Origin of the sequence: Bifidobacterium hominis (assembly GCF_040095915.1) — a bacterium.
Taxonomy (GTDB): domain Bacteria; phylum Actinomycetota; class Actinomycetes; order Actinomycetales; family Bifidobacteriaceae; genus Bifidobacterium; species Bifidobacterium hominis.
In genome coordinates, this window is record NZ_JBBMFR010000004.1 from 144,365 (window position 1) to 169,768 (window position 25,404).

The 25,404-nt window shown below is 54.4% G+C and carries 22 protein-coding genes and 1 tRNA gene; 8 read left to right on the top strand and 15 right to left on the bottom strand.

Going from position 1 to position 25,404, the window contains the following annotated elements:
- Positions 1–60 precede the first annotated feature (60 nt).
- The 4 genes from clpB to WMO36_RS04510 all read right to left on the bottom strand — a co-directional run bounded on the left by clpB (position 61) and on the right by WMO36_RS04510 (position 5,413).
- Positions 61–2,766 (bottom strand): ATP-dependent chaperone ClpB, encoded by a 2,706-nt coding sequence (gene clpB / locus WMO36_RS04495; RefSeq protein ID WP_144090919.1) that lies wholly within the window; start codon positions 2,764–2,766, stop codon positions 61–63.
- 225 nt (positions 2,767–2,991) lie between these two features.
- The gene (locus WMO36_RS04500; protein ID WP_099571998.1) at positions 2,992–3,813 is read right to left on the bottom strand and encodes a fumarylacetoacetate hydrolase family protein; all 822 of its coding nucleotides are present in this window, start codon (positions 3,811–3,813) and stop codon (positions 2,992–2,994) included.
- Between the two features lie 129 nt (positions 3,814–3,942).
- Complete coding sequence (locus WMO36_RS04505; RefSeq protein ID WP_033501455.1) at positions 3,943–4,785, bottom strand: YggS family pyridoxal phosphate-dependent enzyme; 843 nt, start codon at positions 4,783–4,785, stop codon at positions 3,943–3,945.
- A gap of 220 nt (positions 4,786–5,005) precedes the next feature.
- Positions 5,006–5,413, bottom strand: a complete 408-nt coding sequence (locus WMO36_RS04510; protein ID WP_033501456.1) for an HTH domain-containing protein — start codon at positions 5,411–5,413, stop codon at positions 5,006–5,008.
- A 208-nt stretch (positions 5,414–5,621) separates the two neighbouring features.
- Between WMO36_RS04510 and WMO36_RS04515 the strand changes: the two genes are divergently transcribed.
- The gene (locus tag WMO36_RS04515) at positions 5,622–6,725 is read left to right on the top strand and encodes a glutamyl-Q tRNA(Asp) synthetase (protein ID WP_099571971.1); all 1,104 of its coding nucleotides are present in this window, start codon (positions 5,622–5,624) and stop codon (positions 6,723–6,725) included.
- Between the two features lie 233 nt (positions 6,726–6,958).
- Here WMO36_RS04515 and WMO36_RS04520 read toward each other — a convergent pair whose 3' ends face one another.
- The 6 genes from WMO36_RS04520 to rpsF form a co-directional block, all read right to left on the bottom strand.
- The gene (locus tag WMO36_RS04520; protein ID WP_099571972.1) at positions 6,959–7,687 is read right to left on the bottom strand and encodes an MIP/aquaporin family protein; all 729 of its coding nucleotides are present in this window, start codon (positions 7,685–7,687) and stop codon (positions 6,959–6,961) included.
- 200 nt (positions 7,688–7,887) lie between these two features.
- A tRNA-Lys gene (locus WMO36_RS04525) sits at positions 7,888–7,961 on the bottom strand.
- A 586-nt stretch (positions 7,962–8,547) separates the two neighbouring features.
- Positions 8,548–8,994 (bottom strand): 50S ribosomal protein L9, encoded by a 447-nt coding sequence (gene rplI, locus WMO36_RS04530; protein ID WP_349076967.1) that lies wholly within the window; start codon positions 8,992–8,994, stop codon positions 8,548–8,550.
- A gap of 19 nt (positions 8,995–9,013) precedes the next feature.
- Positions 9,014–9,262, bottom strand: a complete 249-nt coding sequence (rpsR, locus tag WMO36_RS04535; RefSeq protein ID WP_003833963.1) for a 30S ribosomal protein S18 — start codon at positions 9,260–9,262, stop codon at positions 9,014–9,016.
- A gap of 70 nt (positions 9,263–9,332) precedes the next feature.
- Positions 9,333–9,992, bottom strand: a complete 660-nt coding sequence (locus WMO36_RS04540; RefSeq protein WP_099595074.1) for a single-stranded DNA-binding protein — start codon at positions 9,990–9,992, stop codon at positions 9,333–9,335.
- 56 nt (positions 9,993–10,048) lie between these two features.
- A complete protein-coding gene (gene rpsF / locus WMO36_RS04545) occupies positions 10,049–10,336 on the bottom strand; it encodes a 30S ribosomal protein S6 (protein WP_003810120.1) in 288 nt (95 codons plus the stop codon).
- A 264-nt stretch (positions 10,337–10,600) separates the two neighbouring features.
- Here rpsF and WMO36_RS04550 point away from each other — a divergent pair, with 264 nt between their 5' ends.
- On the top strand, positions 10,601–11,614 hold the full coding sequence (locus tag WMO36_RS04550; RefSeq protein WP_144171209.1) for a ribose-phosphate diphosphokinase: 1,014 nt from the start codon (positions 10,601–10,603) through the stop codon (positions 11,612–11,614).
- Positions 11,615–11,789: 175 nt separating this feature from the next.
- On the opposite strand, the gene WMO36_RS04555 is transcribed toward WMO36_RS04550, so the two are convergent.
- The 4 genes from WMO36_RS04555 to WMO36_RS04570 form a co-directional block, all read right to left on the bottom strand.
- The gene (locus WMO36_RS04555) at positions 11,790–12,767 is read right to left on the bottom strand and encodes a ribokinase (protein WP_144164723.1); all 978 of its coding nucleotides are present in this window, start codon (positions 12,765–12,767) and stop codon (positions 11,790–11,792) included.
- A gap of 111 nt (positions 12,768–12,878) precedes the next feature.
- Entirely contained in the window at positions 12,879–14,330 is a 1,452-nt protein-coding gene (locus WMO36_RS04560) for an MFS transporter (protein ID WP_144171207.1), read from the bottom strand.
- A 79-nt stretch (positions 14,331–14,409) separates the two neighbouring features.
- Entirely contained in the window at positions 14,410–15,366 is a 957-nt protein-coding gene (locus tag WMO36_RS04565) for a nucleoside hydrolase (protein ID WP_117656552.1), read from the bottom strand.
- Positions 15,367–15,639: 273 nt separating this feature from the next.
- On the bottom strand, positions 15,640–16,698 hold the full coding sequence (locus WMO36_RS04570; protein WP_349076969.1) for a LacI family DNA-binding transcriptional regulator: 1,059 nt from the start codon (positions 16,696–16,698) through the stop codon (positions 15,640–15,642).
- Between the two features lie 201 nt (positions 16,699–16,899).
- Here WMO36_RS04570 and WMO36_RS04575 point away from each other — a divergent pair, with 201 nt between their 5' ends.
- The 3 genes from WMO36_RS04575 to WMO36_RS04585 all read left to right on the top strand — a co-directional run bounded on the left by WMO36_RS04575 (position 16,900) and on the right by WMO36_RS04585 (position 18,387).
- The gene (locus WMO36_RS04575) at positions 16,900–17,373 is read left to right on the top strand and encodes a hypothetical protein (protein WP_144090925.1); all 474 of its coding nucleotides are present in this window, start codon (positions 16,900–16,902) and stop codon (positions 17,371–17,373) included.
- Positions 17,374–17,773: 400 nt separating this feature from the next.
- Positions 17,774–18,064, top strand: coding sequence for a type II toxin-antitoxin system RelB/DinJ family antitoxin (locus WMO36_RS04580; RefSeq protein ID WP_195524294.1), 291 nt, complete (start codon positions 17,774–17,776; stop codon positions 18,062–18,064).
- A 14-nt stretch (positions 18,065–18,078) separates the two neighbouring features.
- On the top strand, positions 18,079–18,387 hold the full coding sequence (locus WMO36_RS04585) for a type II toxin-antitoxin system RelE/ParE family toxin (protein ID WP_226669216.1): 309 nt from the start codon (positions 18,079–18,081) through the stop codon (positions 18,385–18,387).
- Between the two features lie 569 nt (positions 18,388–18,956).
- On the opposite strand, the gene rfbB is transcribed toward WMO36_RS04585, so the two are convergent.
- Entirely contained in the window at positions 18,957–20,006 is a 1,050-nt protein-coding gene (rfbB, locus tag WMO36_RS04590; protein ID WP_302147382.1) for a dTDP-glucose 4,6-dehydratase, read from the bottom strand.
- A gap of 104 nt (positions 20,007–20,110) precedes the next feature.
- On the opposite strand from rfbB, the gene WMO36_RS04595 reads away from it, so the two are divergent.
- The 3 genes from WMO36_RS04595 (at position 20,111) to WMO36_RS04605 (ending at position 25,403) form a co-directional block, all read left to right on the top strand.
- Positions 20,111–21,886: a hypothetical protein gene (locus tag WMO36_RS04595; protein ID WP_349076972.1), complete on the top strand. Its 1,776-nt coding sequence runs from the start codon at positions 20,111–20,113 to the stop codon at positions 21,884–21,886.
- A gap of 3 nt (positions 21,887–21,889) precedes the next feature.
- Positions 21,890–22,531 carry an NUDIX hydrolase gene (locus WMO36_RS04600; RefSeq protein ID WP_316103835.1) on the top strand — a complete coding sequence of 214 codons (642 nt, stop codon included), beginning with the start codon at positions 21,890–21,892 and terminating at the stop codon, positions 22,529–22,531.
- A 262-nt stretch (positions 22,532–22,793) separates the two neighbouring features.
- On the top strand, positions 22,794–25,403 hold the full coding sequence (locus WMO36_RS04605) for an LTA synthase family protein (protein WP_349076974.1): 2,610 nt from the start codon (positions 22,794–22,796) through the stop codon (positions 25,401–25,403).
- Position 25,404 lies beyond the last annotated feature (1 nt).

Sequence of the window (25,404 nt, forward strand, 5' to 3'; positions counted from 1 at the left end):
CGCGACTCGGCCAAGCGACAGTCAGTCAGGCCAAACCGATCAGCCGAATGACTCCGACCGTCACTTAGCTTCCGCCGAAAAATCGTCGTCGATCTGCCCCGGCGCCCACGAGGAAAGCTCCAAATGGTCGCCGCCGGTCTGGTCCACAAGCACGGTGTCGCCGTCGTGCACTTCGCCAGCCAGCAGCATGCGCGCCAGCTGGTCGCCGACTTCGGTTTGCACCAAACGACGCAGCGGGCGAGCGCCATACGCCGGATCGTAACCGGTGTTGGCGAGCCAATCGCGCGCCGAATCGGTAACATCCAGCTTGATACGGCGATCCGCCAAGCGGGCCGAAACCTGCGCCACCTGAATGTCCACGATGCCGCCAAGTTCTTCGCGTGTAAGCGGGTGGAACATGACCAGTTCATCCAAGCGGTTGATGAATTCCGGCTTGAACTGCATGTGCACGGCGTCCATCACGGCCTTCTTCTTGGCTTCGTCATCCAGTTCGGTGTTCACCAGGAACTGCGAGCCAAGGTTGGAGGTCATGATCAGAATCGTGTTCTTGAAGTCCACGGTTCGACCCTGCCCGTCGGTCAAGCGGCCGTCGTCGAGCACCTGCAACAGCACGTCGAACACTTCAGGATTGGCCTTTTCAACCTCATCGAACAGCACCACCGAATACGGGCGGCGACGCACGGCCTCAGTCAGCTGACCACCCTCCTCATAGCCGATGTAGCCCGGCGCAGCACCGATCAGACGAGACACGGAGGCCTTCTCCATGTACTCGCTCATGTCGATGCGCACCATGGCTTTTTCATCGTCGAACAGAAAGTCGGCGAGCGCCTTGGCAAGTTCCGTCTTACCCACGCCGGTCGGTCCAAGGAACAGGAACGATCCCGTCGGGCGGTTCGGATCGGAAATGCCCGCGCGCGATCGGCGTACTGCATCAGAAACAGCTTGAATAGCTTCTTTCTGGCCGATCACACGCTTGCCGAGATAATCTTCCATGGTCAGCAGCTTCTCGTTTTCGCCTTGCATGAGGCGGCCGACGGGAATGCCCGTCCAGTCGGACACGATTTCGGCCACGGAATCGGCGTCGACGCGGTCCGGCACCATCGGAATATCATCCGCCGCGCCGTCGTCGCCAGTCACGCCGGCCGCACCATCCTTGGCCACCGCCTCGTTTTGTTCGGCTTGTGCGATTTCCTTCTGGATGGCCGGAATTTCGCCATAGTTGATGGCGGAGGATTTCGCCAGATCGCCTTCGCGCTCGTACCGTTCGGCTTGGGTGCGCAGTTCATCGAGCTTCTTGCGCAGGTCGCCGATGCGGTTGTGTCCGTTCTTTTCGGCGTCCCAGCGTGCTTTCAGACCGTTGAGTTTTTCGCTTTTGTCTGCGATTTCCTTATTGAGGTCGTCGAGACGTTCCTTGGCGCTTTCGTCAAGCTCGCTTTCGGCTTTGCTTGCGGCGGCATCGTCTTTCGGATTGCCAAGCAGGTATGACTTCTCCATTTTGAGTCGGTCGACCTGGCGTTGCAGTTCGTCGATTTCCTCAGGCGAGGAGTCGAGTTCCATGCGCAGGTGGGATGCGGCCTCGTCCACCAGGTCGATGGCCTTGTCTGGCAGCTGACGGCCGGAAATATACCGGTTCGACAGTGTTGCCGCGGCCACGAGCGCGTCGTCGCCGATGGTCACCTTGTGGTGGGCTTCGTATTTCGGCGCGATGCCGCGCAGAATGGCGATGGTGTCTTCAACACTCGGCTCCCCTACGAACACTTGCTGGAAACGACGTTCCAACGCCGGGTCCTTTTCGATGTTCTCACGGTATTCATCGAGCGTAGTGGCGCCGATCAGACGTAGTTCGCCGCGTGCAAGCATGGGCTTGAGCATATTGCCCGCATCCATGGATCCTTCGGCCGCGCCCGCGCCGACGATGGTGTGGATCTCATCGATGAAGGTGATGATCTGCCCGTCGGCGTTCTTGATTTCCTGCAGCACGCTCTTCAGACGTTCCTCGAATTCGCCACGGTATTTTGAACCGGCCACCATGGAGCCCAAATCAAGCGAAATGAGCTTCTTGTTTTGCAAGGTTGTCGGCACGTCGCCGGCGACGATGCGCTGTGCGAGGCCTTCCACCACGGCGGTTTTGCCCACGCCCGGCTCACCGATCAGGACCGGGTTGTTTTTGGTGCGGCGGCTCAGGATCTGGATCACACGGCGGATTTCCTGATCGCGACCGATCACCGGGTCGAGTTTGCCTTCTTTCGCGGCCGCGGTCAGGTCGGTCGAGTACTTTTCGAGGGCTTTGTACGACCCTTCAGCATCGGGGCTGGTCACTTTCGCGCCTCCTCGAATCGATGGCACAGCTTTTCGTAGCGCGTCGGCGGTCACGCCGTATTGTTCCATGATTTGCGCGCTTTGGTTTGGTTTTGCCGCCGCGATGGCGATGAGCAGATGTTCGGTAGAGACGTATTCGTCGCCCATCTGCTGCATTTCCTTGCCCGCTTGTGCAAGCACGGCGGACAGTTGCCTGCTGACCTGCGGCTGCGCGGTGGTCGATCCGCTGGCGCTCGGCAGCGTGTCTTGCGCTTGGTGCACGGCTGCGCTGATGTTCTGCGCGTTGCCTCCCGCAGCTTCGATCAGTCCGCGGCTTACGCCGTTTTCCTGACGCAGCAGCGCGTCAAGCAGGTGCAGGGTTTCGACTTGCGCGTTGCCTGCAGCCGACGCGTTCTGCACGGCGTCGGAAATGGCTTCCTGCGCCATTGTGGTGAACTTCTGTTCCATATCATCCTCCATGGTTCGCGTCGAACGTCCGGTTTTCGCACGGTTGCGTCGACGCATATGTCGTTGTCTGATATGCTCAACCGACTTCACCACCATTCTATTCCCAAAAGTTGAGTCCGCAACACTCAACTTTTGTTCACCGCACGGAAAGTCGTGAAAAAACGCGAAAAGGCCGCCATCCACGAAAGATGACGGCCTTCATATCCGCAATATGCCAATCGACGATCAGCCGCGCACTACCACATTGCGCAGGCTGCCGATGCCTTCGACGTGCACGATTGCCTCGTCGCCCGGATCGAGATGTCCGGAAGCGTTCGGGGTGCCCGTCAGAATCACATCGCCCGGCAGCAGCGTCGTAAAGCTGGAAATCGCGGCAATCTGCTCGGGAATGCCGTGAATCAGGTTCGCCGTGGTGCCGGAAGCCAACTCGACATCCTCGCCATTCAGTGTGAAGGAAATCTTCGCATCCTTCCAATCCAAGTCATCACGAGTCACAATCCACGGGCCAAGCGGGCAGGACGTGTCGAAGCCCTTCGCGCGCGTCCACATCGGGTCAAGCCCCTGCAGATCGCGCAATGTCACATCGTTCACGCAGGTGAAACCGAGCACATAGTCCATGGCCTGTTCGACCGACACATTCTTGGCGATGCGGCCCATCACCACGGCCACTTCCGGCTCGAAATTCATGTCGTTCGAATATGACGGAATCACAATCGGATCATCCGGACCGATCACCGACGTACTCGGCTTGGAGAAGATCACCATGTCTTCCGGAGCATGCTTGATATCGGAATGGCCGGCTTCATGCATGAACTGCGCGTGCGCCTCATAATTTTTGGCCAGACCATACACCTTCGACGGAATCACCGGAGAGAGCAGACGGATGCCATCGCCGTCCACCGGAAAACGCTCGCCGGTCGGCTTCACGCCGGCACCGGCCAGAGGATGCCCCTCAAGCGCTACGAGATAGTCCTTACCGTCGCTTTCATCGGTCTGCACGAAAGCGTATTGCGGTACATCATTATGCGAAAAACGTGCGATTCTCATGCTTGCCAGTCTACCCGCAACAATCGTCGAATCGTCCATATCATCGACATGCGACGCCCGACAATCAAAAACATCAAAAAAAAAACGGGCCACCACAGCATGCGAAGGCCCGTCACAGGAAGAAAAACGTCAGATAAAAGCACGCTCGCCGAAAATCGCGGTACCGACTCGCACGATGGTGGATCCTTCCGCAATCGCAAGTTCCATATCGCCGGTCATACCCATCGACAGTTCACGGCAAGACTGCGTGCCAGGCTCCCCCGATTCGAGAATATGATCGCGAGTTCTACGCAGATGCTCGAATCCCCGGCGAATGGCGGTTTCGTCGCTCACATGCGCGCCAATGGTCATCAGACCCTGCAATTCAAGCCCGTCCAATGTGCCGATTTTCTGCGCGACGCGAATGGCATACGCCGGATTGCAACCGGATTTCGACGCCTCGCCCGATTCATTGACTTCCAGCAGCACACCCACGGTGATGCCGCGCGCCACCGCCCTACGTGAAATCTTTTCCGCCAGATCAAGGGAATCAACCGATTCGATGGCATTGACGACCGGCAACACCTTGCCGATCTTATTGCTTTGCAGCTGGCCGATCAGATGGAACGGAATGCGCTCGCAAGCAACTTCGGAATCGTCTGAAGCGGACGCGATGCCGGAATCGTCGGCAACACCCAACGCAAACCCGCGTTCCGCGCAACGCGCCATCAACCCTTCGGCCTTCGCCGTCACTTCCTGCGGACGATTCTCGCCGATCATGCGCACGCCCGCGTCGATCGCCGCCATGATCTCGCCCACATCGCGCGTCTTCGTAGCGGCAAGCAGGCGCACGGAACCCGCGTCACGACCGGCATGCTGCTCGGCCGACGCAATACGATCCAACACGCGATGCACGCCATCGGCGATCTGCACGGCGCGCACGTCGTCGATCACCTCATTGGCAAGATTCTTATGATCCATATATGCGGTCATGTTCAGCCTCTTACATTTAATCCCAACTACCTCTACCAGAGTAAGAAGAAGCCCGTACGACGGTCTGAAGCGAAGCGATAAAGCGACCAATATTCGCACGGGCCAATAAAACAGACGTCAGCAGAAGGGGGGACTTCAAAGACTCCGTCCGACAATCACTATATGGAAGATTTACTAAACACGCGCCGAAAAAACAATCTATTTTTTCAGCTATCGCACTTCATCTCTGTATTTCTTTCAATTGCCGTTCCAAAACGTCGATGCGATCCTTCAGTTCAAGTACCTGACATGTCAACGACCGAATCTGCCCCAGCTGAACGGACACCAGTCGCTCGCGCGTCTCGGCAGACAACGGTCCCGACGAACCTCCGCTTTTCGCGGCGGCCATGATATCCGGATCCACCTTCCAGCGCGCGATATTACGCTCCACACGCTTGCGACCGACAATCGCAGGACTCAATCCAGCCGACGTGAAAATCGAACTTGGCCTCTCGCCATCCAAATATCTGCGCATGCAGCTGATTTGAAAATCACGCGAATACGTGATTCTGTTCTGCGTAACCGACTCAACCGCCGGCAACGCACGAAGATACTCGACCTCCGTGTTGCTAAACTGCCTTTTCGTCATATCGACCTCATTCACCCGACAAAACGGAATACCTTTTCCACGCTCGCAGATTACCTTCGCAAACGAACGTACCGGAACGGCACATACTACCACCTTATACACACTGGTATGGGGGTTTGCGCCACCCGAATCGCCCTACGCTGAACCTGAACGAGTCCCAGAAGGTACAGTTGCATACTGTCACCATCGATGTATCAAAGGAGCCACCATGACCGGCCGATTCGCACCCACCCCATCAGGCCGCATGCATATCGGCAATGTCTACGCCATGCTTGGAGCTTGGCTTTCCGCACGTAAAACAGGCGATTCCATACGATTGCGCATTGAAGACATCGATGAACCGAGGGTCGTTCCCGGCGCTGCCGAAACCATGATGCACGACCTCGGCTGGCTCGGTCTCGACTGGGACGGCGAACCAGTATTCCAATCGGCGCGACACACCCTATATCAGGAAGCGCTCAATCTTCTCACCAACCTCAACATTGACGAAATCAGCGATACTATCAGCACTATCGGCATCGGTTCCTACGATTCCGATTCCTACGGCACTACCGCAAACAACACCATAAACACACCCGGCGCAACGCCGCTCATCTACCCCTGCTTCTGCTCGCGCGCCGACATCCGCGCCGCGTCGGCACCGCAGGAAGGCGACCGTTTCACCGTATATCCGGGAACATGCCACCGACTCATCGCCAACGACCCGCAACGTGTGAAGCAACGTCTCGCCAGCGGAGACCGCCATTCGCTGCGCATCGCCACCACCGACACCACCATCGCCTTTCACGACGAAGTGTTCGGCAACCAGCATTACAACCTCGCCCAAGACATCGGCGACACCATCGTCCGCCGATCGGACGGCATCTACTCCTATCAGCTGGCCGTCACCGTGGACGATCTTGACATGGGCATCACCGACATTGTGCGCGGCCGCGACCTGCTACGCTCCAACGCTTTGCAAATCTATATCCGCAAAGCCCTTATCGCTGCGGGATTCCAGTCTTCCGAACCTGCCGATGCGGCCATTTCATACGCGCATCTGCCCCTTATCGACAACGCGGCCGGTCAACGCCTCGCCAAACGCGAACGCTCGCTCGATCTCGGTATTCTCACGGCACATGGCGTCACCGCGCAACAGATCATCGGCTATTGCGCATGGCTGCTTGGATTGCAAGGCAATCCGGAACATACCAAGCCGCAGCCTATGAACGCCGCCGAAGCGCTTGGCGAATTCAGTTGGAGCGCCGTTCGCGCCAACACTTCGGATCGTGTACTCGACCAAGCCGAGTTCAACGCGTATTTCGGACTATAGGCCCTATTCTGCAGTTTTATTTCCGCTTATTCCGCAGTCCTATGCTGACGTCACGCGGGTGGCAGCATATCTCTTCCAAGGCAACGCTACCAGCCAATAATGGGCATGCAAAAAGCCTGTTTCCCCCGAACCAGAAAATTTCCGAGGAAAACAGGCTTTGCATGTCAGTTCTTATATGTCAAACGCAACTTATGTGACAGTCAGACAAACAAATCACGAATGACTGCAGACGATCAGACGAACAGCTTGAACATGGCCACACCGACGATAGCGCCCAGAACCGGGGCGACGACCGGAATCCAAGCCTCGTCCCAGCGGGAGGAGCCCTTGGACGGAATCGGCAGGATGGCGTGCAGCAGTCGCGGCATGAGATCGCGGGCCGGGTTCAGGCCAGGACCGGTCGGACCACCCATGGAGGTCACGAGGCCCCACACGATGAAACCAACCGCGATGGATGCGGCAGCATGGTCTTCCTCACCCCACGGCAGGGACAGGCAGCACAGTGCGCCGACCACGAGCACGAGGGTGCCGAAGAACTCGTTGACGAAGTAGTTCACGCGATCGTTGTGAGCGTCGGTGGTGCAGAAAGTGCCGAGGATGGCGTCGGCGTCTTCGGTGTCCTTATAGTGCGGATAGTAGGTGATGTATACCACGAGCTGACCGACTGCGGCGCCGAGCAGCTGAGCGATGATGTACGGCAGCACCAGATTCCAGTCGAACAGGCCGTTCACCGCCTGGGCGATGGTCATGGCCGGGTTGATGTGCGCGCCGGAAACGCCACCGAACATGAGCACCGGGAACATCACGCCGAAGCCATAGCCCATGGCGATGTTCAGCCAGCCTGCATGGTGGCCCTTGGTGTTCTTCAGTTCAACGTTCGCGACAGCGCCGTTGCCGAAGATCATCAGAATGGCGGTACCGAAGAATTCGGCCGCAAGTTTGACAAAAGTCGAGTATTCCACTGCTGTTTCCTCTATTGCTTCTTCTCTGTAAGAATCAGATTGATGTCGATTCCGCTCTCGGCGGACAACAGCGTCCAACACTACTCCCCACACTGGAAGTCGAGCACAAAAAGGCTTGACAGGCCGTCGGCTTGCCGGACAGTCATACGGAAATCGGAAAACAAAAAAACCTTGGAACCGAAGTTCCAAGGTTTTATCTGTGCCCCCTCAGGGATTCGAACCCTGGACACGCTGATTAAGAGTCAGCTGCTCTAACCAACTGAGCTAAAGGGGCGTTGGTCTTGCGAGGTTTTGTTCTCGCTGAGCACGAGAAGTAAATATACTCAGAATCGAGAAGAATGCAACTTTCGGCGTGTCGCGGTTGTAAAACCGCTATTTTTCAACGATTTCGGCATATTGCGCAAATCGCAGAAAAACGCGATTCAACCATCATATTTCCTACCTAAAGAGCACAATCAAGGCAGGAAATCACAATTTCTTCACAAATTCAGTTCCTTGCAATCCAGTTGCCCCAAACGCTCCCGCTAATTCATTTGCACAGCCATGCATGAAAACTGACGGTAAATCGCTCTTCTTGAGTGAATCAGCATGCTTCACGCAACACCCACTTAAGGATTGAGCTTAGGTTGCTTCCAAGCACCGTTTCCGCACGAGAGAAGGAAAGTAACGACCATGACGTGCCCAAGTTGCGACAAACCAACTAATGACGGTGGCTACAACTGATCAAATATGAAAATCCCCCTGCACAACTGTTTTCAGCTGGTGCAAGGGGATTTTCCATGCTTAAGCTCAGACGTATCTCAGTCTGAAGTCATTCATCATGGCTGCAACGAATGCAGTCTTGATGAATGGGGCCGAAATCACTCAGCGACAACCTTCACGGTGAAGGAAGCGGTGATTTCCGGGTGCAGAGCGACGGTCGCAGCGAACTCGCCGGTGGTCTTGATCGGATCCACGGTGATGTTCTTCGGGTTGACGGCAACCTTGGAAGACAGAGCGATGGCGATCTTGTCGGCGGAGACACCACCGAACAGCTTGCCAGACTCGGAGACCTTGGCGGCGATTTCGACGACGGAACCCTCAATCAGGCCCTTGGCTGCAACAGCCTCTTCGCGGGTGGCGACGGCCTTGGCCAGACGAGCGCGCTTCATGGCCTCGATCTGGGCAGCAGCGTTCTTGGACCAAGCAAAGCCGAGGCCCTGCGGGATCAGGTAGTTGCGAGCGTAACCGGCCTTGACGGTCACGACGTCGCCCGGGTGACCCAGGTGATTGACGGACTTGGTAAGAATAACCTTAGCTTCAGCCATTGTTCAAACCTCTCTCAGATCAGCGACCGGAAGTGGCGTACGGCAGCAAAGCCATCTCGCGGGCGTTCTTGATAGCCTTGGCGAGCTCGCGCTGTTCCTGCACGGAAACACCGGTGATACGACGGGAACGAATCTTGCCGCGATCGGAAATGAACTTGCGCAGCAGGGCAACGTCCTTGTAATCGATCTCGGTGACCTTGGCGGCCTTCAGTGGATTCGGCTTCTTCTTAAACGGCTTGACCGGCGGCTGCGGCCTCTTGCGTGACATCTTGATGTTCTCCTTAAAAACTGGAAATCGCTTTTCTTCTAAGCTGCTTTAAGCTGCGATCCAGATCGGATCAGAATTCCGGTTCGTCGCTGTTTCCGCCGAACTCGGAGGAACCGAACGAACCGAACGAGGAGGAACCGGAATTATCCGAGCTGCCCCACGGATCCGATGCCGGAGCGGGCTGCATGGCGGGCGCGGCGTTGGCTGGAGCGGAAGCTCCGCCCTGATAGCCTGCACCACCGGAATATCCGGCACCACCCTGATAGCCACCGGCATTGCCGGCGAAGCCACCATTGTTGAATCCGCCATTGCCACCAGCGAAATTGTTGCCACCACGATTGCCGGCAAAATTACCACTGTTAGCACTGGAGGTTCGGGTGACCTGGGCGGTCGCATAGCGCAGGGACGGGCCAATCTCATCGACCTGAAGCTCGACGACCGTGCGCTGGGAACCATCGTTCGCCTGGTAGGAACGCTGCTGCAAACGACCTTGCGCGATCACGCGCATGCCCTTGCTTAAGCTCTGCGCACAATGTTCGGCCATGTCGCGCCACGCGGAGCAGCGCATGAACAGGGCCTGACCATCTTCAAACTGGCCCGTATTACGGTTCCAGGTACGCGGAGTGGAGGCAATCGTGAAGCTGGCCACGGACGAGCCGTTGCCAACTGTACGGATTTCGGGATCAGCGGTGAGGTTACCCACCACAGTGATAATCGTTTCGCCTGCCATCGTTACCTACTTACTTTGCAGCTTGTTGTTTTGCAGCTTGAAAAGCTTGGAATTACTTACTTGCGAAGAATCTTCGTGCGGATGACGGATTCGTTCAGGTTCAGCAGACGATCGAGTTCGTCGCTGGTGGCCGGCTCAGCGGAGTAGTTGACCACAACGTAGTTACCTTCGGTCTTGCCAGCGATCTCGTAGGCAAGCTTGCGACGGCCCCAGATGTCGATGTTCTCGACAGCACCGCCTTCCTTGGTGACAGTTTCCAGATACTGCTCGGTCAGCTTCTTCAGACCACGCTCATCCAGCTCAGGATCGGCAATGAACATCAGTTCGTACTTATGCGCAGACATCACCCACCTCCTTCGGACTATCGGCCATGGACCTTCCATGGCAGGAGTGTGTATGCGTACTGCCTTCACACATCTATATAAGAGGTATAAAGATGCATTTCAGACAACCTGTTCAGCATAGCCCTTCTGCTGGACGAGCGGCAATCGCGCACGTTCCGCAAAACAGGCGCGTCATGGGCACCCGCATTGTTATATTGAATACAGCTACTTTTGTACGGTTGGCATACCGTATTTACGCGACTCTAGATTTGTGGAAGGCGAAGCATGTCGGCGATTCTCGAAGGCACTCCGGATAAAAAACTGGCTTTGGTAACGGGTCGTGCATACCCTGATCAAGCCCATGAAACCGCGAAATACCTGGGAATCGACGTGCTTGAAACCACGGCCTACGATTTCGCTAACGGCGAGATGTACGTGCGCTACACCGAACCGGTGCGTGGTGCCGATGCGTTCGTGATGCAGGCGCACACCGAGCCGATCAACAAGTGGATCATGGAACAGCTCATCATGGTTGACGCCATGAAGCGTGCTTCCGCCCGCTCCATCACAGTGGTCGCACCGTTCCTTGGCTATTCTCGTCAGGATAAGAAGCATCAGGGCCGCGAACCCATCACCGCCCGCCTGATTTTCGACTTGTTCCGCGCAGCCGGCGCCGACCGTATTATGACGGTTGACCTGCATGCCGCCCAGGAGCAGGGTTTCTTTGATGGTCCGGTCGATCACCTCACCGCCACTCCGGTGCTGCTCGACTACGTGCGTAACAACATGCCGCTTGAGAACACCACCATCGTGTCTCCGGATGCCGGCCGCATCAAGGTTTCCGAGCAATGGGCCGCAAAGCTTGGCAATCTGCCGCTCGCCTTCATCCACAAGACTCGTGACATCACTCGCCCGAACCATGCCGAGGCACATGGCATTATCGGCGAAGTCGAAGGCCGCGACTGCGTGGTGGTTGACGACATGATCGACACCGCGGGCACCATTTGCGAGGCTGTGCGCACGCTGAACAATGCCGGCGCGAAGTCCGTGACGTTGGTTGCCACCCATGGTCTGCTGTCCGGCCCGGCTGTGGAACGCCTGAGGAATTGCGGTGCCAAGGAGATCATACTCACCGACACCGTGCCCGTTCCGGAGGAGAAGCGTCTGCCGAACATGACCGTGCTGTCCGTAGCTCCGCTACTGGCTGCCGGCATCCGCTCCGTGTTCGAATCCGGCTCCGTTTCCACGCTGCTCAACGGCTTGCCCGAAGACATGCGTCCGCGCAACATTTACGCCTGATTCGCGCAATCTTTTCAACGTAACAAAAACTCGCCCCCATCCGGTCGGCGAGTTTTTAATGTCAGATCTTCCCAAAAACGGGGTGCCGCATCCTACGTCGGTAGGATGCGGCACCCCGCGTATCAAGAGAGAAAAGAGAAATCTGGCTAGCGTCCGATAGGCATCCTCGCTTCCGTTATTTGGCGAATGCTTCACGGATTTGCGCAGCATTGCCATAAGAGGCCTGCGCGCCATAACCGGTGGCAGCGTATGCGGACACGTATGAGGCAAGCTCGGCCGCTTCGCTCAATGTCATGCCCGAGGCGAGTCCGGCCAGCACAGTACCCATGAAGGAGTCACCGCAACCGGTGGTATCCACCGCGTTAACGCGCACGGGGGCAATTCGCTGGATCGGCGCTGCCGAAGTGGAATCCAACACCACGGAACCGTCGCCGCCGAGCGTCACGATCGCCTGTTCGAAACCGAATCCGCGCATCGCTTCCAGCGCATGATCCCAGTCGAAACCGTCCCAATCATCGTTTTCAGGCTCGTCGATGCCCAGCAATTGCACCATCTCATGCTCGTTGACGAGCAGAATGTCGGATGCTTCCACCAGTTCGGCCGGCAGCGACGGGGTGAACGGCGAATCGTTGAGCAACACTTTCACGCCCGCTTCGTGGCACATGCGTGCGGCGGCCGTCACCGTTTCGATCGGGCTTTCCAAGCACAGGCCAAGCACGGAAGAACGTACCAGCGCCTCGCGCACGGATTCAACATAATCCACGGTGACCTGCGCGTTGGAACCCGGCGAGTACACGATAGTGTTTTCGCCGGCTGCGTCCACGGTGATCACGGTTGTGCCGGATGGTCCGAGCACGCGGCGAACATGCGTGGTGTTCACACCAGCTTCGCCCAGGGCGCCCAGCAGGAAGTCGGCGTTGGAATCGGAGCCTACCGCACCGAACATTTGCACGGTTGCGCCGATGCGCGCTGCGGCGGCCGCCTGGTTGCCGGATTTTCCGCCTGGTAACAGCTGCAGCGGACCGCCGGTGATGGTCTCCCCCGGCCCTGGCAGACGCTGTGCGGTGACGGTGTAATCCGCATTCATCGAGCCGATTACGGACACCGTGCCGTGGATGCGGTCCAATGCAGAGAGAACTTCAGTCGCGCTCATCTTTGACTTCCTTACATTAATTAAATAAAAAGGAGATTTGCGGAATATTGTTTTTCAGTATTCGCAATTATCGCAAATCTCCATTGTTTATATTGAGGATGTTATGTGCGATTATTTAGCCGATTCCTCGGTTTCCAACGCATGGTTGCCTTCGTAGATCTTTTTCTTGAAGACGAAGAACACGATCAGACCAAGCAGTGCGGTACCGGCGGCGATCAGCAGCAGGTTGGAATAGTTGGCGGCGTCACCGGTAGCACCGGTGATGGAACTGCCTGCGAGGGCGTTGGAGCCGAGCAGGCTGCCGATGATGGCAATGCCGATGGACGGAGATACGTTCATAGCCAGATCGTTCATGCCGACGCCACGACCAGATTCGTCCTTCTCAATGGTGCCGAGCACGGTGGAAACGACTGGAGAGTACATAAGGCCACAGCCCGCGTAGAACACGCATGCGCACAGGGTCAGCACCACAAAACCGGAGTTCACGCAGAATGCCGCGCCGGTCCATCCCAGGAACATGAGGGTGCCTGCGGTCACGATGCCGGCCTTGATGCCGATCTTGCGGATGATCATGCCGGAGCAGGTGCCCACCACAGCGGCGACCACGAAGGCCCACACGATGTGCAGGGAAACCTGGGTGGTGGTCATGCCGTAGATGTTGGTACCAATGGCATTGAAGATCGGGCTCAGTGCGTAGTTCACGAAGTAGAACACGAGGATCAGGCAGATGGCGCGCAGCCAACGGGTGTTCTTGAAGAACGCCGGGGTGATGAACGGGTTGGAGGCCTTGTTGATGTAGAAGGCGAATGCCACGAACAGCAGCAGGGAGACCACGAGCATCCACCATGCCATGTACGAGAAGAACAGGGTGAGGAATGCGGTGGCGAAGCCGAAGATCACGAAGCCGAATGCGTCGACCTTCTGGCCGTTGCCACTCTTGGACGGCAGGGTCTTGAGCAGGATCGGCAGGAACAGGATGGTGACGGCTGGGATCAGGAACAGGAACTGCCATGCGATGGAGCTGAGCATGCCGGCTGCGAACACGCCGATGGAAGCGGACAGCTGGTATGCGGCGGTGAACAGGCCGAAGAAGATGACCTTCAAATCGTTACGCAAGTACTTAGTGGCCACCACCAAGAAGGCTGAGCCCGCCACCTGTTCGCCTGCGGTCTGCAGCACACGGGCGATGATCACGGTCCACAGGTTTGCGGCGAAGAAGTAGTTTGCCACGAAACCGAAGAGGGAGCCGATGAACAGCGTGACGAGACCGACGGTCACGAGCTTACGCAGGGAGACGAAGTCGCCCAGGGAACCGTAGATGAAGCACACGATGCCGAGCACGATGCTGGGGAATGCGGTGATCAGGGATGCCTGGTTCGGAGCGCCGACGTCGGCGCCGACTTGCTGGAACACGAGGTTGAAGCCCTGCAGGCACAGGGTGCCGAGCACGAAGGTGATCAGCAGCGGGATCAGGGAACGGATGGCCATCTTGTTGCTGGTCACCGGATCGTCGAACGGATCAGCGGATGCGGCGCTGGTCACAGCGGTTGTTTTGTTAGACATTGTAAAAATCCTTGATTCTCTCGAATTGCGCGATACGCGATACGCGATTTGTGATACGCGATTGTTTGGCTGGTTACGCTTATTCGGCTTTGGCCGCGAGGCCGGAGATGCGGGTCATGAATTCGTTCAGGAAGCGCGGCACGTCAACGCCGACGGCCACCTTCATGGTCTTGACAGGGTCGTTCAGGCGAGTTTCGTCGCCGATGGTGCGTCCACGGGTCGGACCTTCCACGTCGACCTTCATGTTGATGTCAAGGGTGGTGACGAGGGTCGGGTCCACCGCCACGCCGACGGCGAGCGGATCATGCAGACCGCAGCCGCCCAGGTGCGGGGACGTAGTCTCGTAGGCCTTGATGTAGAAGTCGGTCATGTCGGCCAGGAACTTGCCGGCCTTGGTGCCGAGATCGCGCCACTGCTGAGTTTCCTTGTAGGTGAGCAGGGTCTGCAGGGTCACGTCGAGGCCGATCATAGTGGTCGGAGCGCCGGAACGGAACAGGTAGTCGGCGGCTTCCGGATCCTGCGAAATGTTGGCTTCCATGCAGGCGTTGCAGTTACCGGGCACGGTCAGTGCGCCACCCATGAGCACGATCTGGCCGATTTCGTCTTTGATTTCCGGAGCCTTCTTCAGTGCGGCTTCGATGTTGGTCATCGGGCCGGTCGGCACGTAGACGAGATCCTTGCCATAGGTCTTCACTGCGTCGATGATGAAGTCTACCGCGGATTCGGTTTCGACGGAGCGGTTGGAATCAGGGATTTCCACGTCGCCGATGCCGTTGTCGCCGTGGATGAACGCGGAGATTGGCAGTACTTCGAAATGGTCGGTGGTGCTGGAGTGCGGCAAACCCTGATACACCTTGACTTCCGGGTGGCCGAGCAGGTCGGTCACGGCCAGTGCGTTGCGCACACCCTGCTCGACGAGCACGTTGCCGTAGGTGCCGGTGATGCCGATCAGTTCAATCTCCGGGCTTCCCAGAGCATACGAAATGGCAAGCGCGTCATCAACGCCGGTATCAAGATCAAGAATCATCTTTTTCATGTGTGTGCCTTTCCTCTTTGACGGGCCTGACGACGGTCCACCACCATACGGGTGCGTCGTCAGTTATACATCGAGCACATTCTCGATTGTGTTGTGTTGACAAGATTTATGATAAAGCGTTTTATCAAGAACGCAAATTCGGCACTACCCTACGGCGTGTTGCTTTTATTTCCAACAATTTAACCGTATAAGAAACTCCGACGACACTTTAATCAAGATTTATCAGCGCCACCCGTCTCATCATGATCCGCAGGTATCTAAAAATCCTCAATCCTACGCGCAGGCGGCCTGCACCAGTTTCGGCGTAAGCACTTCAACCTGCGGATTAGAAAGCCACGGGCGAGCAGCCCTCGAATCCACGCCGGATTTGGTACGAATCGCAACATCAATCCGCTTACGCAACATACCCCAACAGGCGGCGGCCAAATCAGTCACGCTCTGCTCAACGGTGGTCATACGCCAACCAAGACCGAATCGTTTGAGAATATTGTCGTAACCAATCACCTGCATATCCTCAGTAACATGCAACCCACGCTCCGCCATACGCTGACGGAAGCCAAGCGCCATCACATCGTTGCAGCAGAACACGGCCGTCGCCCCGCCATCGATGATCTGATCCGCAGCATGATAGCCACTACCGAAACGGTAATCACCCTCAACACACAGCGAAGAATCAAAATGCTTCCCCGACTGCTCGACGGCATCCACAAACCCACGACGACGCTCCGCAGCACTCGACTCCGCAGTATCGCCAGTCACAATGCCAATACGAGTATGACCACCCTCCAACAGATAACGGGCAGCCAAACGACCGCCAAGATAATTGTCAAAACCAACGGCATCGCACCAACCGCACTGCGTCAAACGATCAATCAACACCACAGGGCACGACACAAGCGCCACATCCTCACGCAACCGCTCAGCAGCATCGCCAGCGCAGGACTCGCGCGCCGGAATCAGCATCACACCGTCCACCCCACGAGCCGGAAGGCGCTGCAACAACTCATGCTCGGTAACACGCGAATCATCGGAATTGGCCACAATCAGCGAATACCCCTGCGCGGCGCACTCATCCTCCACACACTTGGCAAGCGCCGCGAAAAACAAGTTCTTAATATCAGGCACGATCAGCGCAACCAGCTGGGACTGCTTGGTCACCAAGCTTCGCGCGCTCTGATTCGGCACGTAATTCAGCTTCTTCGCCGCGTCGGCAATGGCCTTGCGCTTCTCCTCAGACACGCGAGCCGGTCGATTATTCAACACCAGCGAAACCGTCGTCACAGACACCCCCGCGGCAGCGGCCACATCCTTCAGTGTCGCACGATACGCCATCAAACCCCCTTAAAACGTTTCTCCCTCCAGCATAAATGCCATGCGATCCTGACGCGCCCAGCATCGCAATCACAAACAAATTCCTTTCACAGCAAAATAATCCGCATTATTTCCAGCGGTAAATCGTTTCTCGGAAGTGTTTTTTGTATACTCACAACGTTTTGTCTGAAATGAGCGCCACACAAGAAGAGAGGAACCACCATGCAGCCAACCATGCAGAAAAACAATGTGAAACAGCGCAAGACCATCGCCATCATCGCCATGATCGCAGTAGCTGCCATCGCGCTCGCAGCCGTCGCCATCATCGCAGTCTCCAACAAGCGAGAAATGACACAAGCCGCCAGCGACACCTGCACGTTGAATGCGAAGGCGCTCGCCACGCATCAGCAGAACTTTGAAGAAGCGCAACAAGAAGCTGAAGAAGCAGCGAAACTCACCGTGAATGACGTGGCGGACGGCACCACGCTCGAAACCCTGAAGGATGCGATCACACTGGCCAAAGCCGTGGAAAGCGCGCCAGCATGCCCCGCAAGCGGCAATGCCAGCGACTTCACCAAAGCGACGGACGACATTCGCAAATACGCCGACAACCTGCGCAACATCACCAACGAACTCGACGCGGCCGCCAAGTCGGTGGTCGCCAGCCAAGAACTCAAACTCGAGTCCGCCAAGTAAGTCAAGTAAGCCGCCCCGACGGTTAGCGCCGACGTCAGCGCCAAACCCTACGTTCAACGGGGCCAAAGTCATCCAAGTCTGCAACTTCGCCCCCATTACAAGCATTTTCGCACCACATCGGGCTTATATATGGCAGATTCGACAGGTCGCCCGGAGACATTTCGCTTATATATGGCAGGTCATTCCGGAAAGACCGCAGTTAGAGGGTGCAAAATTACCCCCTAACTGGCTTGTTTCAAAAACAGACTGCCATACATAGGCGAAATGCCTCCGTGCAAACCCCAAAATCTGCCATACATGAGCGAGATACCATCTGCCGACTTTCCTTTATTTTGCATTATGCGTGCATTTTACGTAGAATACACATTAATTGCACGCAAGATTAGGGCAGGTGATTCAGATGGGCAATATTACCATTCGCATGAACGACGATCTGAAAGCCCGGGTCAACCAGACACTCGACGCCATAGGCATGAATTTCAACACTTACGTGACCATGGCGAGCATCCAGCTCGTGAACCAGCAGCGCCTGCCTTTCGACACTTCCGTGCGCGCCGCGGAACCAAACGAGCAGACCAAGCGCGCCATGCTCGAAGCCGAAGCCAAGGAACGCGGTATCCTCCCAGACGACGCGGCCACCTTCAACAGCGCGCAAGACGCCATCGCCTGGCTGCACAACAATCACGGCTGAACAGGCAAAGCGCCATGATTACCATTAAATTCGACCAACAATTTCAGACCGACTTCAAACGCATCTCACGACGGATACCTCAAATCGTAACGGAACTCGAATATGTAATCGAAGCTATTGAGGAGTACGGGCACGTTCCGGAATCATATAATCCTCACATGCTTGATCACCCACGAGGAATCTACTCGGGATATGCGGAATTCCATCTTGCCGAAGGGAAAATGGATGTGTTGGTGATCTACTCGGAGCGGCCGGAAGCGTCGACAATCCGATTCATTCGCATGGGATCCCACGACGAACTGTTTGACGGTCCGTTGCTTTAGATGAGACCATCGTAGGACCCAACGAGATTCAGCCATCGATTTCCGCCCAATAAAACTTTTTCCCACCATATCGGGCTTATATATGGCAGATTCGACAGGTCGCCCGGAGACATTTCGCTTATATATGGCAGGTCATTCCGGAAAGACCGCAGTTAGAGGGTGCAAAATTACCCCCTAACTGGCTTGTTTCAAAAACAGACTGCCATACATAAGCGAGATGCCTCCGTACAAACCCCAAAATCTGCCATACATAAGCGAGATATGCCCATGAATTACGCATCTATGCCGTGCAGGCGCGACCTCGCGTCGCTTAGAGGCTTGACAACACCTTCCATTTAACAAAAGTTGTCAGTTGCCACGCACCAGGAGACGCAATAGGGGCCGCACCTTCGAGGTGCGGCCGTTTTTCATCCTTCACCAAACCTGGATCTGCAACTAAGGCTAGCGAACAAAATGTACGCCAAACCACACATCCATTCCCCGGCGAGGTTGACTCGCCTGCAACGTGTCTCCTCGATCACCGCTTACCGAACTTCAATTGTCCGGCTTGCGCCACACGAACCGAATTCTTACTGGCCTTGGGCGCGGTAGCGGGCTTCGGTGGCGGCTTTGGCGGGCTCCCACCAGGCGCGGTTGGCAGCATACCAAGCGATGGTCGCTTGCAAACCGGCTTCGAAATCGGTGTGCACGGGCCGCCAGCCGAGTTCGGTACGCAGCTTATTGGAATCGATCGCGTACCGTCGATCATGCCCAGGACGGTCACACACCCAGTCGAACGCATCTTCGGCACACCCCATAAGCCGCAGAATCATACGCATCACGGCGATGTTACTCATTTCACCGTCCGCGCCGATCAGGTATGTTTCGCCGATCCGCCCGCGTGTAAGAATCTCCCACACCGCAGAAGAGTGGTCTTCCGTATGGATCCAGTCGCGCACGTTCTCGCCTGTGCCATATAGTTTCGGACGCACGCCCTCCATGATGGAAGTGATCTGGCGTGGAATGAATTTTTCCACATGCTGGTACGGCCCGTAATTGTTGGAACAGTTGGAAATCGTGGCGCGTAGATCGTACGTGCGCACCCATGCGCGCACCAGCTGGTCGGACGCCGCTTTCGACGCACTGTACGGACTCGACGGCTTGTATGGCGTACTTTCGGTGAATCTGCGTGGATCGTCGAGTGCAAGGTCGCCGTACACTTCGTCGGTGCTGATGTGGTGGAATCGTACGTCATACTTACGGGCGGCTTCAAGCAAATGGAACGTACCCTCCACATTTGTTGTAATGAAGGGTTCGGGATTGGCAATGGAATTGTCGTTGTGTGATTCGGCCGCGAAATGCACGATCGCGTCATGCCCGGGCACGATACGTTCCAGTAGTGCAGCATCGCAAATGTCACCTTGCACAAGTTCTACTTGTGACTGCGGGAGACCGGCGATATTTTGCGGATTTCCTGCATATGTCAGCTTGTCGAGCACGGTTATGTGCACGTCAGGATGGTTACGTGCCACATAGCGCACGAAATTGGCTCCGATAAACCCACATCCGCCGGTCACGATGATGTTGCGCGGCTTGAAAATCTCACTACTCACGATTTCAGAGTACCGGCAGGGTTGCATAGTCGAACACCGTTATGTTTGCGCCTCCACGTTTTTCAATGATCGTTTGTCGATTCAAACCCATAAAGCATTCCCCCACCAGACGCATCAGTACAATCAAAGCTGTGAGCCTTTTATCTCAGGAGGAATCAGCCGCTATGAACCAGCGCCCTTATGCCACGATGGTGACAAACTTCGATTCCACGGAACAGAAACACAGCTGGGAAAGGCTTCTCCAGGAAACCCAAAGCCAGGAAGACGAACGGTCATCAGCTCAAAACATCTCCAGCACCACACTCCCATCAGTTGAAGAGCTATGGCACACACGAACCTGCGAAAGCCTACTCAACGCCCACACTTCATTCGCCACGCATTTCGCCGGCATAATTCGCACCGCATATCTGTATTGCCCGCAAATCATGCTGTCTGATGCAGAGGTTTGCGACGGTCTCTTCTTTCTCGCCCTCGGTCCCAATACTGTCAATTCGCTGCTTGGAAAATCATATAAAGATGGCCCGTCCATCATTATCTCTGGCCGAAGTGATTCGTTTGAGGAATGCCTGTTCAACTTCACGCTCAGCACAGTTGGGGCCGTTCAGGCGAAGGCTCAGAAGGCGGCAAAACGAGACGATTGTTTACATAATGCAATTGAAAAATGCCCCGCAATGCCTGACCAATATACTATTCGTCCATTGGAATATTGCGCACTAGATTGCACAATCAGTTATACTGACGCACTTTCGCAACCTGCAGAATTTTACCAAAATCTTACCGAGAAAATCAACCTTTGGAAGCAACAACAAATCGGAAACTTACCTGAAATTATCACTTTTGCTTTTTCTTCTTTTTTTGAAAAGTCCGAAGATACTTACGCTTATCTTGCCCAGCGATGGCAGGATTGGCTGGATGCAGTCGCCTGTGGATTAGTATATTATGAGAATCAAAATGCTGAAGACGTGCGTAACCGTATCAACGAGGGACGTGAAAATCAGATTAAAAACATGGACTTCGATAAGCTGTTTGCGAGATACTCTTGTCAGAACAGCCTAATTTTGGAAACGCATCTGAAGACCAAGAACCCTTTTGGGACAAAAACAGCAGATGCACTCGAAACACTCCAACAAGTTGCTGAGATGTCGCAACGTTCAGAAGCTTTTACCTATATTGATAAGAAATATCCAGACAAGTTAGGCACAGTCGAAGTTTACGCAGGAAAAACACCAACTGAAAAGATTCATAACAGCACGGATAGCGCGGATAGTACGCCGAATCAGTTGTTGAAATCTTGGTATCAGTTCGTCTACCAACGGACTCTTGCCACTCATCTTGGTGCATGCCTTATCGCTGTCGCCGCCACGCCAAATGCATATGAGCAGATTGCCGGTAGAAGTATGGCAGATTCCATTGAAGAGGAAGCTGGCATATTCCGCAAAATGGTACGTTCTTTCAAATATCTCACCACTGCAAATCCTTCATCTTCCCTCACTTTGTCTGGGTCTATAACGGAGATTTTGGGTGGCATGCCGTATCATGTTTTCTCTTGCTTCTGCTACGAGGCGCGCACGACCATTGATAATTGGAGGAACTGTTCTCCCACAACTCCGCTAAGAACGCAGAAGCTGCACACCAGGAACACTGCTTATCTTATTCAGAAGGCAAGCGAGGAAGTCAGCCTTCTTGACGACGCCAAGAGTATGCGGAACAAGACAGCACTTGCATTTGTGCTCGCTCTTATTTCGGTGTTTTGCGATCAAATTTGGTTTAACGATGGCACAGTCCCACTTTGGCTGGTTGTTATTGTTACTTGGTTTGTTTCTGTGGTTCCTGATTTTGGAGAGTTGTTCGCCTGGATCAGAGGTGTGCATTCGAGCGCCAAGACTGTTGTGTTTATGGGGGATTGATACATGGCTACTGATTCAATCCAACACGTTGTTCCTGTAGAAGATGGAATTCCTCCACTTGATATTCAGTCTGAAACTGAAGTGTTCCGCGAGCATGGTGGGGCAGGTTTTACTGTAACTAAAAATACTGCGGTCGTACGCTCAACTGGAGAACGCCTACAGTTTCACGTCGCTTCGGTTCGAGACGGTAAAACGGGTGCTGTTTGCATTGCAGAGCAGATTTTGTCTGATGGAACATCCACTTTTCTTCTTGCACGCCACTGGAGGGTAGCCACCAGGCAATGGGCTTGGGAATTTCCACGAGGCATGGGTGCCGATGATGAGGATTCTCGAGATACGGCTATCCGTGAGCTGTCTGAGGAAACAGGAATCACGGTTTCACGGGATCAGGTTAGAATTCTGCAACATATTCACGCCGACACAGGCGTTCTTCGCGACAATATTGCCGTCGCGAGGGTCTTGCTTTCGGAAGAAGATTCGCAAGTCTGCAACCCTACCGACTGGGAACTTTCGAATTCACGCTATGTTCCTGCCAGCACAGTGTGTCAGATGATTGCAGGTGGAGAAATCACTGATGGCATTACGCTTGCTGCCTGGTCCGTGTACTGCGCTCATTTTCTGTTCCCACCAGCCGAAATGGGGTAAAGGATTTATTATCCTGCGGATTTTCAGCATACGTTAGCTCGCTAAGTACGGTTGTGCGCACGTCAGAATCTTGCATACCGCATAGTTGAGCGAGACACCAAAACCCGAATGTGTTCTCGCTCAAAATCCCAGTTAACCTTCCAGCTACCTTTAAGACATCCGCTAGGCACCCGTTCGTCCACAGCTGAACACTAAAATATACCCGGTTTAATTGTACAGAGCCTCCAATTATAAGGGGGTTGTCTTTTTGAAGGATGCGACGATGCCTATTTTCTCGCCTGACCGTCACGCTTGCGCACCTTCATACATAAAACTTACTAAGCAGCCGATTGCGGGTGGAACATATCGCCCTCTTGCGGACAACGAAGACAGCAACGCCTGTGCTCCATCCACCCTTTCAGGTCACCACAGTTCAAAGCTGTATACGCAGAAGTCGGCAATTCACGCCACCTCCGACAACACAAGCGTTTTCATTCCCAACGTCGACGCGCTCCATCTGCCAGAAACGGCTGATAACAAGTCCGGCAACGGAGCATTTGGCGAAGCAGGGAACGACAATATCCATTTCACCCCCCTATCTGCCGAAATTCAACTCGCGCAAACTGACGAACATCCTCTGATGCAGGCCTTTGAAGTCTGCAAGCAAGCAGCCCGCACCACAACAAACGCGCTTTCCACCGCAGGGCACGCAGTCGTAAAAGCCGCCAAAACTACCGGCCACGCCATCCATGTCGCCGCCACAGCAGTAAAGACCGCATGGCACACCTTCACCAACTTCAAAGCCGTTCAACTCATCATCAAATTCTTTAGGAAAGCATATGACCCGTGGAAGAAGCGCATGAGGTTCTCCTATGCGTTCTACGCCATCGTGTTCACCCTATTGACTTCTGCCGAAGTCATCTTCCTTCAGTGGGGAGTGTATAGCGAACCCGAATATGCAGAAGATTCAGAGGTTGATTATACGACTCAGATTTTGCAAAGCGTTGCTGGGCAAACCACTAGATTCGTCAGCCAGATTTGGCTTGAACAAAAGTATCAATTTCTCCTTAATTTCATTGGCATAGGGCTTATTTACCTTGCATTAGTTTTTGTATTAAATCGCTTTTGGATAGCGACCGTTATTTTCGGTGCCGCTATGACTGCCTACGGCGTAGCGAACAGCATCAAGATGGGACTTCGTAACGAACCTATTCTCCCTTCAGATCTTAGCTTTGTATCAAATGGCAATGGCGGGAGCCTCCTTTCTTTCATACCGAAAGACCAGCAAGCTCTCGTTAATGGAGCAATCACCGTATTAATCTGGTTCTCTTGTGCCTGTCTTCTTCTTTTCGTTCTTGATGGAAGACGCCGCTTTATTCACTGCTCTTGGAAACACCCCTCTTCGAATGCCAAAAATATAATTGGGACATCATCTCGCGCACTTGCTGCAATTCTCAGCATCGTTCTTCTGGTTTCCTACACATGGAATCTCAATATTCCTGGAGCTTGGTCCTATACTCTGGCAACCAACTTAGGATACAAGCCTGTCCCGTGGAACACCTATGAAGATGCCAAATCAAACGGCCCAGCCACTACATTTCAAAGTCTCGTAAGAGTTAAGGCAATGGATAAGCCGAGCGAGTACAGTAAAAAAACTATGGAAAAGATAGCCGCTCGCTACACTAAAGAAGCAAATAAAATTAATACATCACGGGCAAACATCCTCACGGATAGCACTGTGATTCTCATTTTATCCGAGTCTTTTTCTGATCCCCTGCGTGTTCCTGGCATCTCCTTTGATATCGATCCGATGCCTAACATTCGAGCTTTGAAAGATGTCACCACCTCAGGACTTATGCTATCGCCAGGCTATGGTGGCGGCACAGCTAACATCGAGTACCAGTCTCTAACTGGAATGAATCTCGCTAATTTTAACGATCAGCTTATTTCTCCTTATCAACAACTTGTACCCAGTCAAAAAAACGTATACACCTTCAATCAAATTTGGAATGATGCATGCCAGGCGCAATGCTCATACGCTTTTCATCCCTATTTGAAGAATTTTTATCTTCGAGATTCGAATTATAAAAAATTCGGTTTCAAATACTTCCGTACAATCGACAGCAAACCGGCGTTGAAATATCAGGATCACATTGACGCTGGCTATGTTAGCGACGCATCGGCATATCAAAATGTGATCGACCAGCTTAATCAATCTGACGGAGAATCCCAGTTTATTCAGTTGGTAACCATGCAAAACCATTTGCCATACGGGGACTACTACACCAACAATGAATTTAAAGAGGCAGATACTTCAACAGGTCTCGATGAAAACGAAGAAGTTCAGATTGATACCTATGCAAAAGGCATCAGTTATACCGATCAGGCCACGGCCACATTCCTCGATCAACTAAATATGATAGAACAGCCAATTACTGTCATTTTCTACGGAGACCATCTTCCTGGCATCTACGCATCAGCAGCAAAGTACAAAGAAAATCAACTCACTTTACACGAAAGCGATTATTTCATATGGTCTAACTCTTCTTCTTCGAGCGCTGGTTCAAAGCTATCGCCCGAAGAAAGCGATTACTCGTCTTCGAACTTCTTTATGGCTAGCGCCGCAGAACACATGGATGCGAAAATCACGCCTTTCCTAGCTCTGCTTACAGAAGTACATCAATCTGTACCGGCAGCCGGCAGATTCGCCTCGACCGATGCCGATTGGGGTACTGGGTCAGCTAGCTATCTGGATTCTTCTGGACAGTTAATAAAAAAGAAGCATCTATCATCAGAAGCAAAACAGCTACTGGAGGATTATCGTCTGATCCAGTATGACCAGACCGCAGGAAAAGGATATCTCAGCGAAAACTGGTTTAATCGAGTGCCATAAA

Bases quoted from the DNA above. Each gene is read 5' to 3' on its own strand.
- clpB (WP_144090919.1), bottom strand. From the start codon at position 2,766: ATGGAACAGAAGTTCACCACAATGGCGCAGGAAGCCATTTCCGACGCC.
- WMO36_RS04500 (WP_099571998.1), bottom strand. From the start codon at position 3,813: ATGAGAATCGCACGTTTTTCGCATAATGATGTACCGCAATACGCTTTC.
- WMO36_RS04505 (WP_033501455.1), bottom strand. From the start codon at position 4,785: ATGACCGCATATATGGATCATAAGAATCTTGCCAATGAGGTGATCGAC.
- WMO36_RS04510 (WP_033501456.1), bottom strand. From the start codon at position 5,413: ATGACGAAAAGGCAGTTTAGCAACACGGAGGTCGAGTATCTTCGTGCG.
- WMO36_RS04515 (WP_099571971.1), top strand. From the start codon at position 5,622: ATGACCGGCCGATTCGCACCCACCCCATCAGGCCGCATGCATATCGGC.
- rplI (WP_349076967.1), bottom strand. From the start codon at position 8,994: ATGGCTGAAGCTAAGGTTATTCTTACCAAGTCCGTCAATCACCTGGGT.
- rpsR (WP_003833963.1), bottom strand. From the start codon at position 9,262: ATGTCACGCAAGAGGCCGCAGCCGCCGGTCAAGCCGTTTAAGAAGAAG.
- WMO36_RS04540 (WP_099595074.1), bottom strand. From the start codon at position 9,992: ATGGCAGGCGAAACGATTATCACTGTGGTGGGTAACCTCACCGCTGAT.
- rpsF (WP_003810120.1), bottom strand. From the start codon at position 10,336: ATGTCTGCGCATAAGTACGAACTGATGTTCATTGCCGATCCTGAGCTG.
- WMO36_RS04550 (WP_144171209.1), top strand. From the start codon at position 10,601: ATGTCGGCGATTCTCGAAGGCACTCCGGATAAAAAACTGGCTTTGGTA.
- WMO36_RS04555 (WP_144164723.1), bottom strand. From the start codon at position 12,767: ATGAGCGCGACTGAAGTTCTCTCTGCATTGGACCGCATCCACGGCACG.
- WMO36_RS04560 (WP_144171207.1), bottom strand. From the start codon at position 14,330: ATGTCTAACAAAACAACCGCTGTGACCAGCGCCGCATCCGCTGATCCG.
- WMO36_RS04565 (WP_117656552.1), bottom strand. From the start codon at position 15,366: ATGAAAAAGATGATTCTTGATCTTGATACCGGCGTTGATGACGCGCTT.
- WMO36_RS04570 (WP_349076969.1), bottom strand. From the start codon at position 16,698: ATGGCGTATCGTGCGACACTGAAGGATGTGGCCGCTGCCGCGGGGGTG.
- WMO36_RS04575 (WP_144090925.1), top strand. From the start codon at position 16,900: ATGCAGCCAACCATGCAGAAAAACAATGTGAAACAGCGCAAGACCATC.
- WMO36_RS04580 (WP_195524294.1), top strand. From the start codon at position 17,774: ATGGGCAATATTACCATTCGCATGAACGACGATCTGAAAGCCCGGGTC.
- WMO36_RS04585 (WP_226669216.1), top strand. From the start codon at position 18,079: ATGATTACCATTAAATTCGACCAACAATTTCAGACCGACTTCAAACGC.
- rfbB (WP_302147382.1), bottom strand. From the start codon at position 20,006: ATGCAACCCTGCCGGTACTCTGAAATCGTGAGTAGTGAGATTTTCAAG.
- WMO36_RS04600 (WP_316103835.1), top strand. From the start codon at position 21,890: ATGGCTACTGATTCAATCCAACACGTTGTTCCTGTAGAAGATGGAATT.
- WMO36_RS04605 (WP_349076974.1), top strand. From the start codon at position 22,794: ATGCCTATTTTCTCGCCTGACCGTCACGCTTGCGCACCTTCATACATA.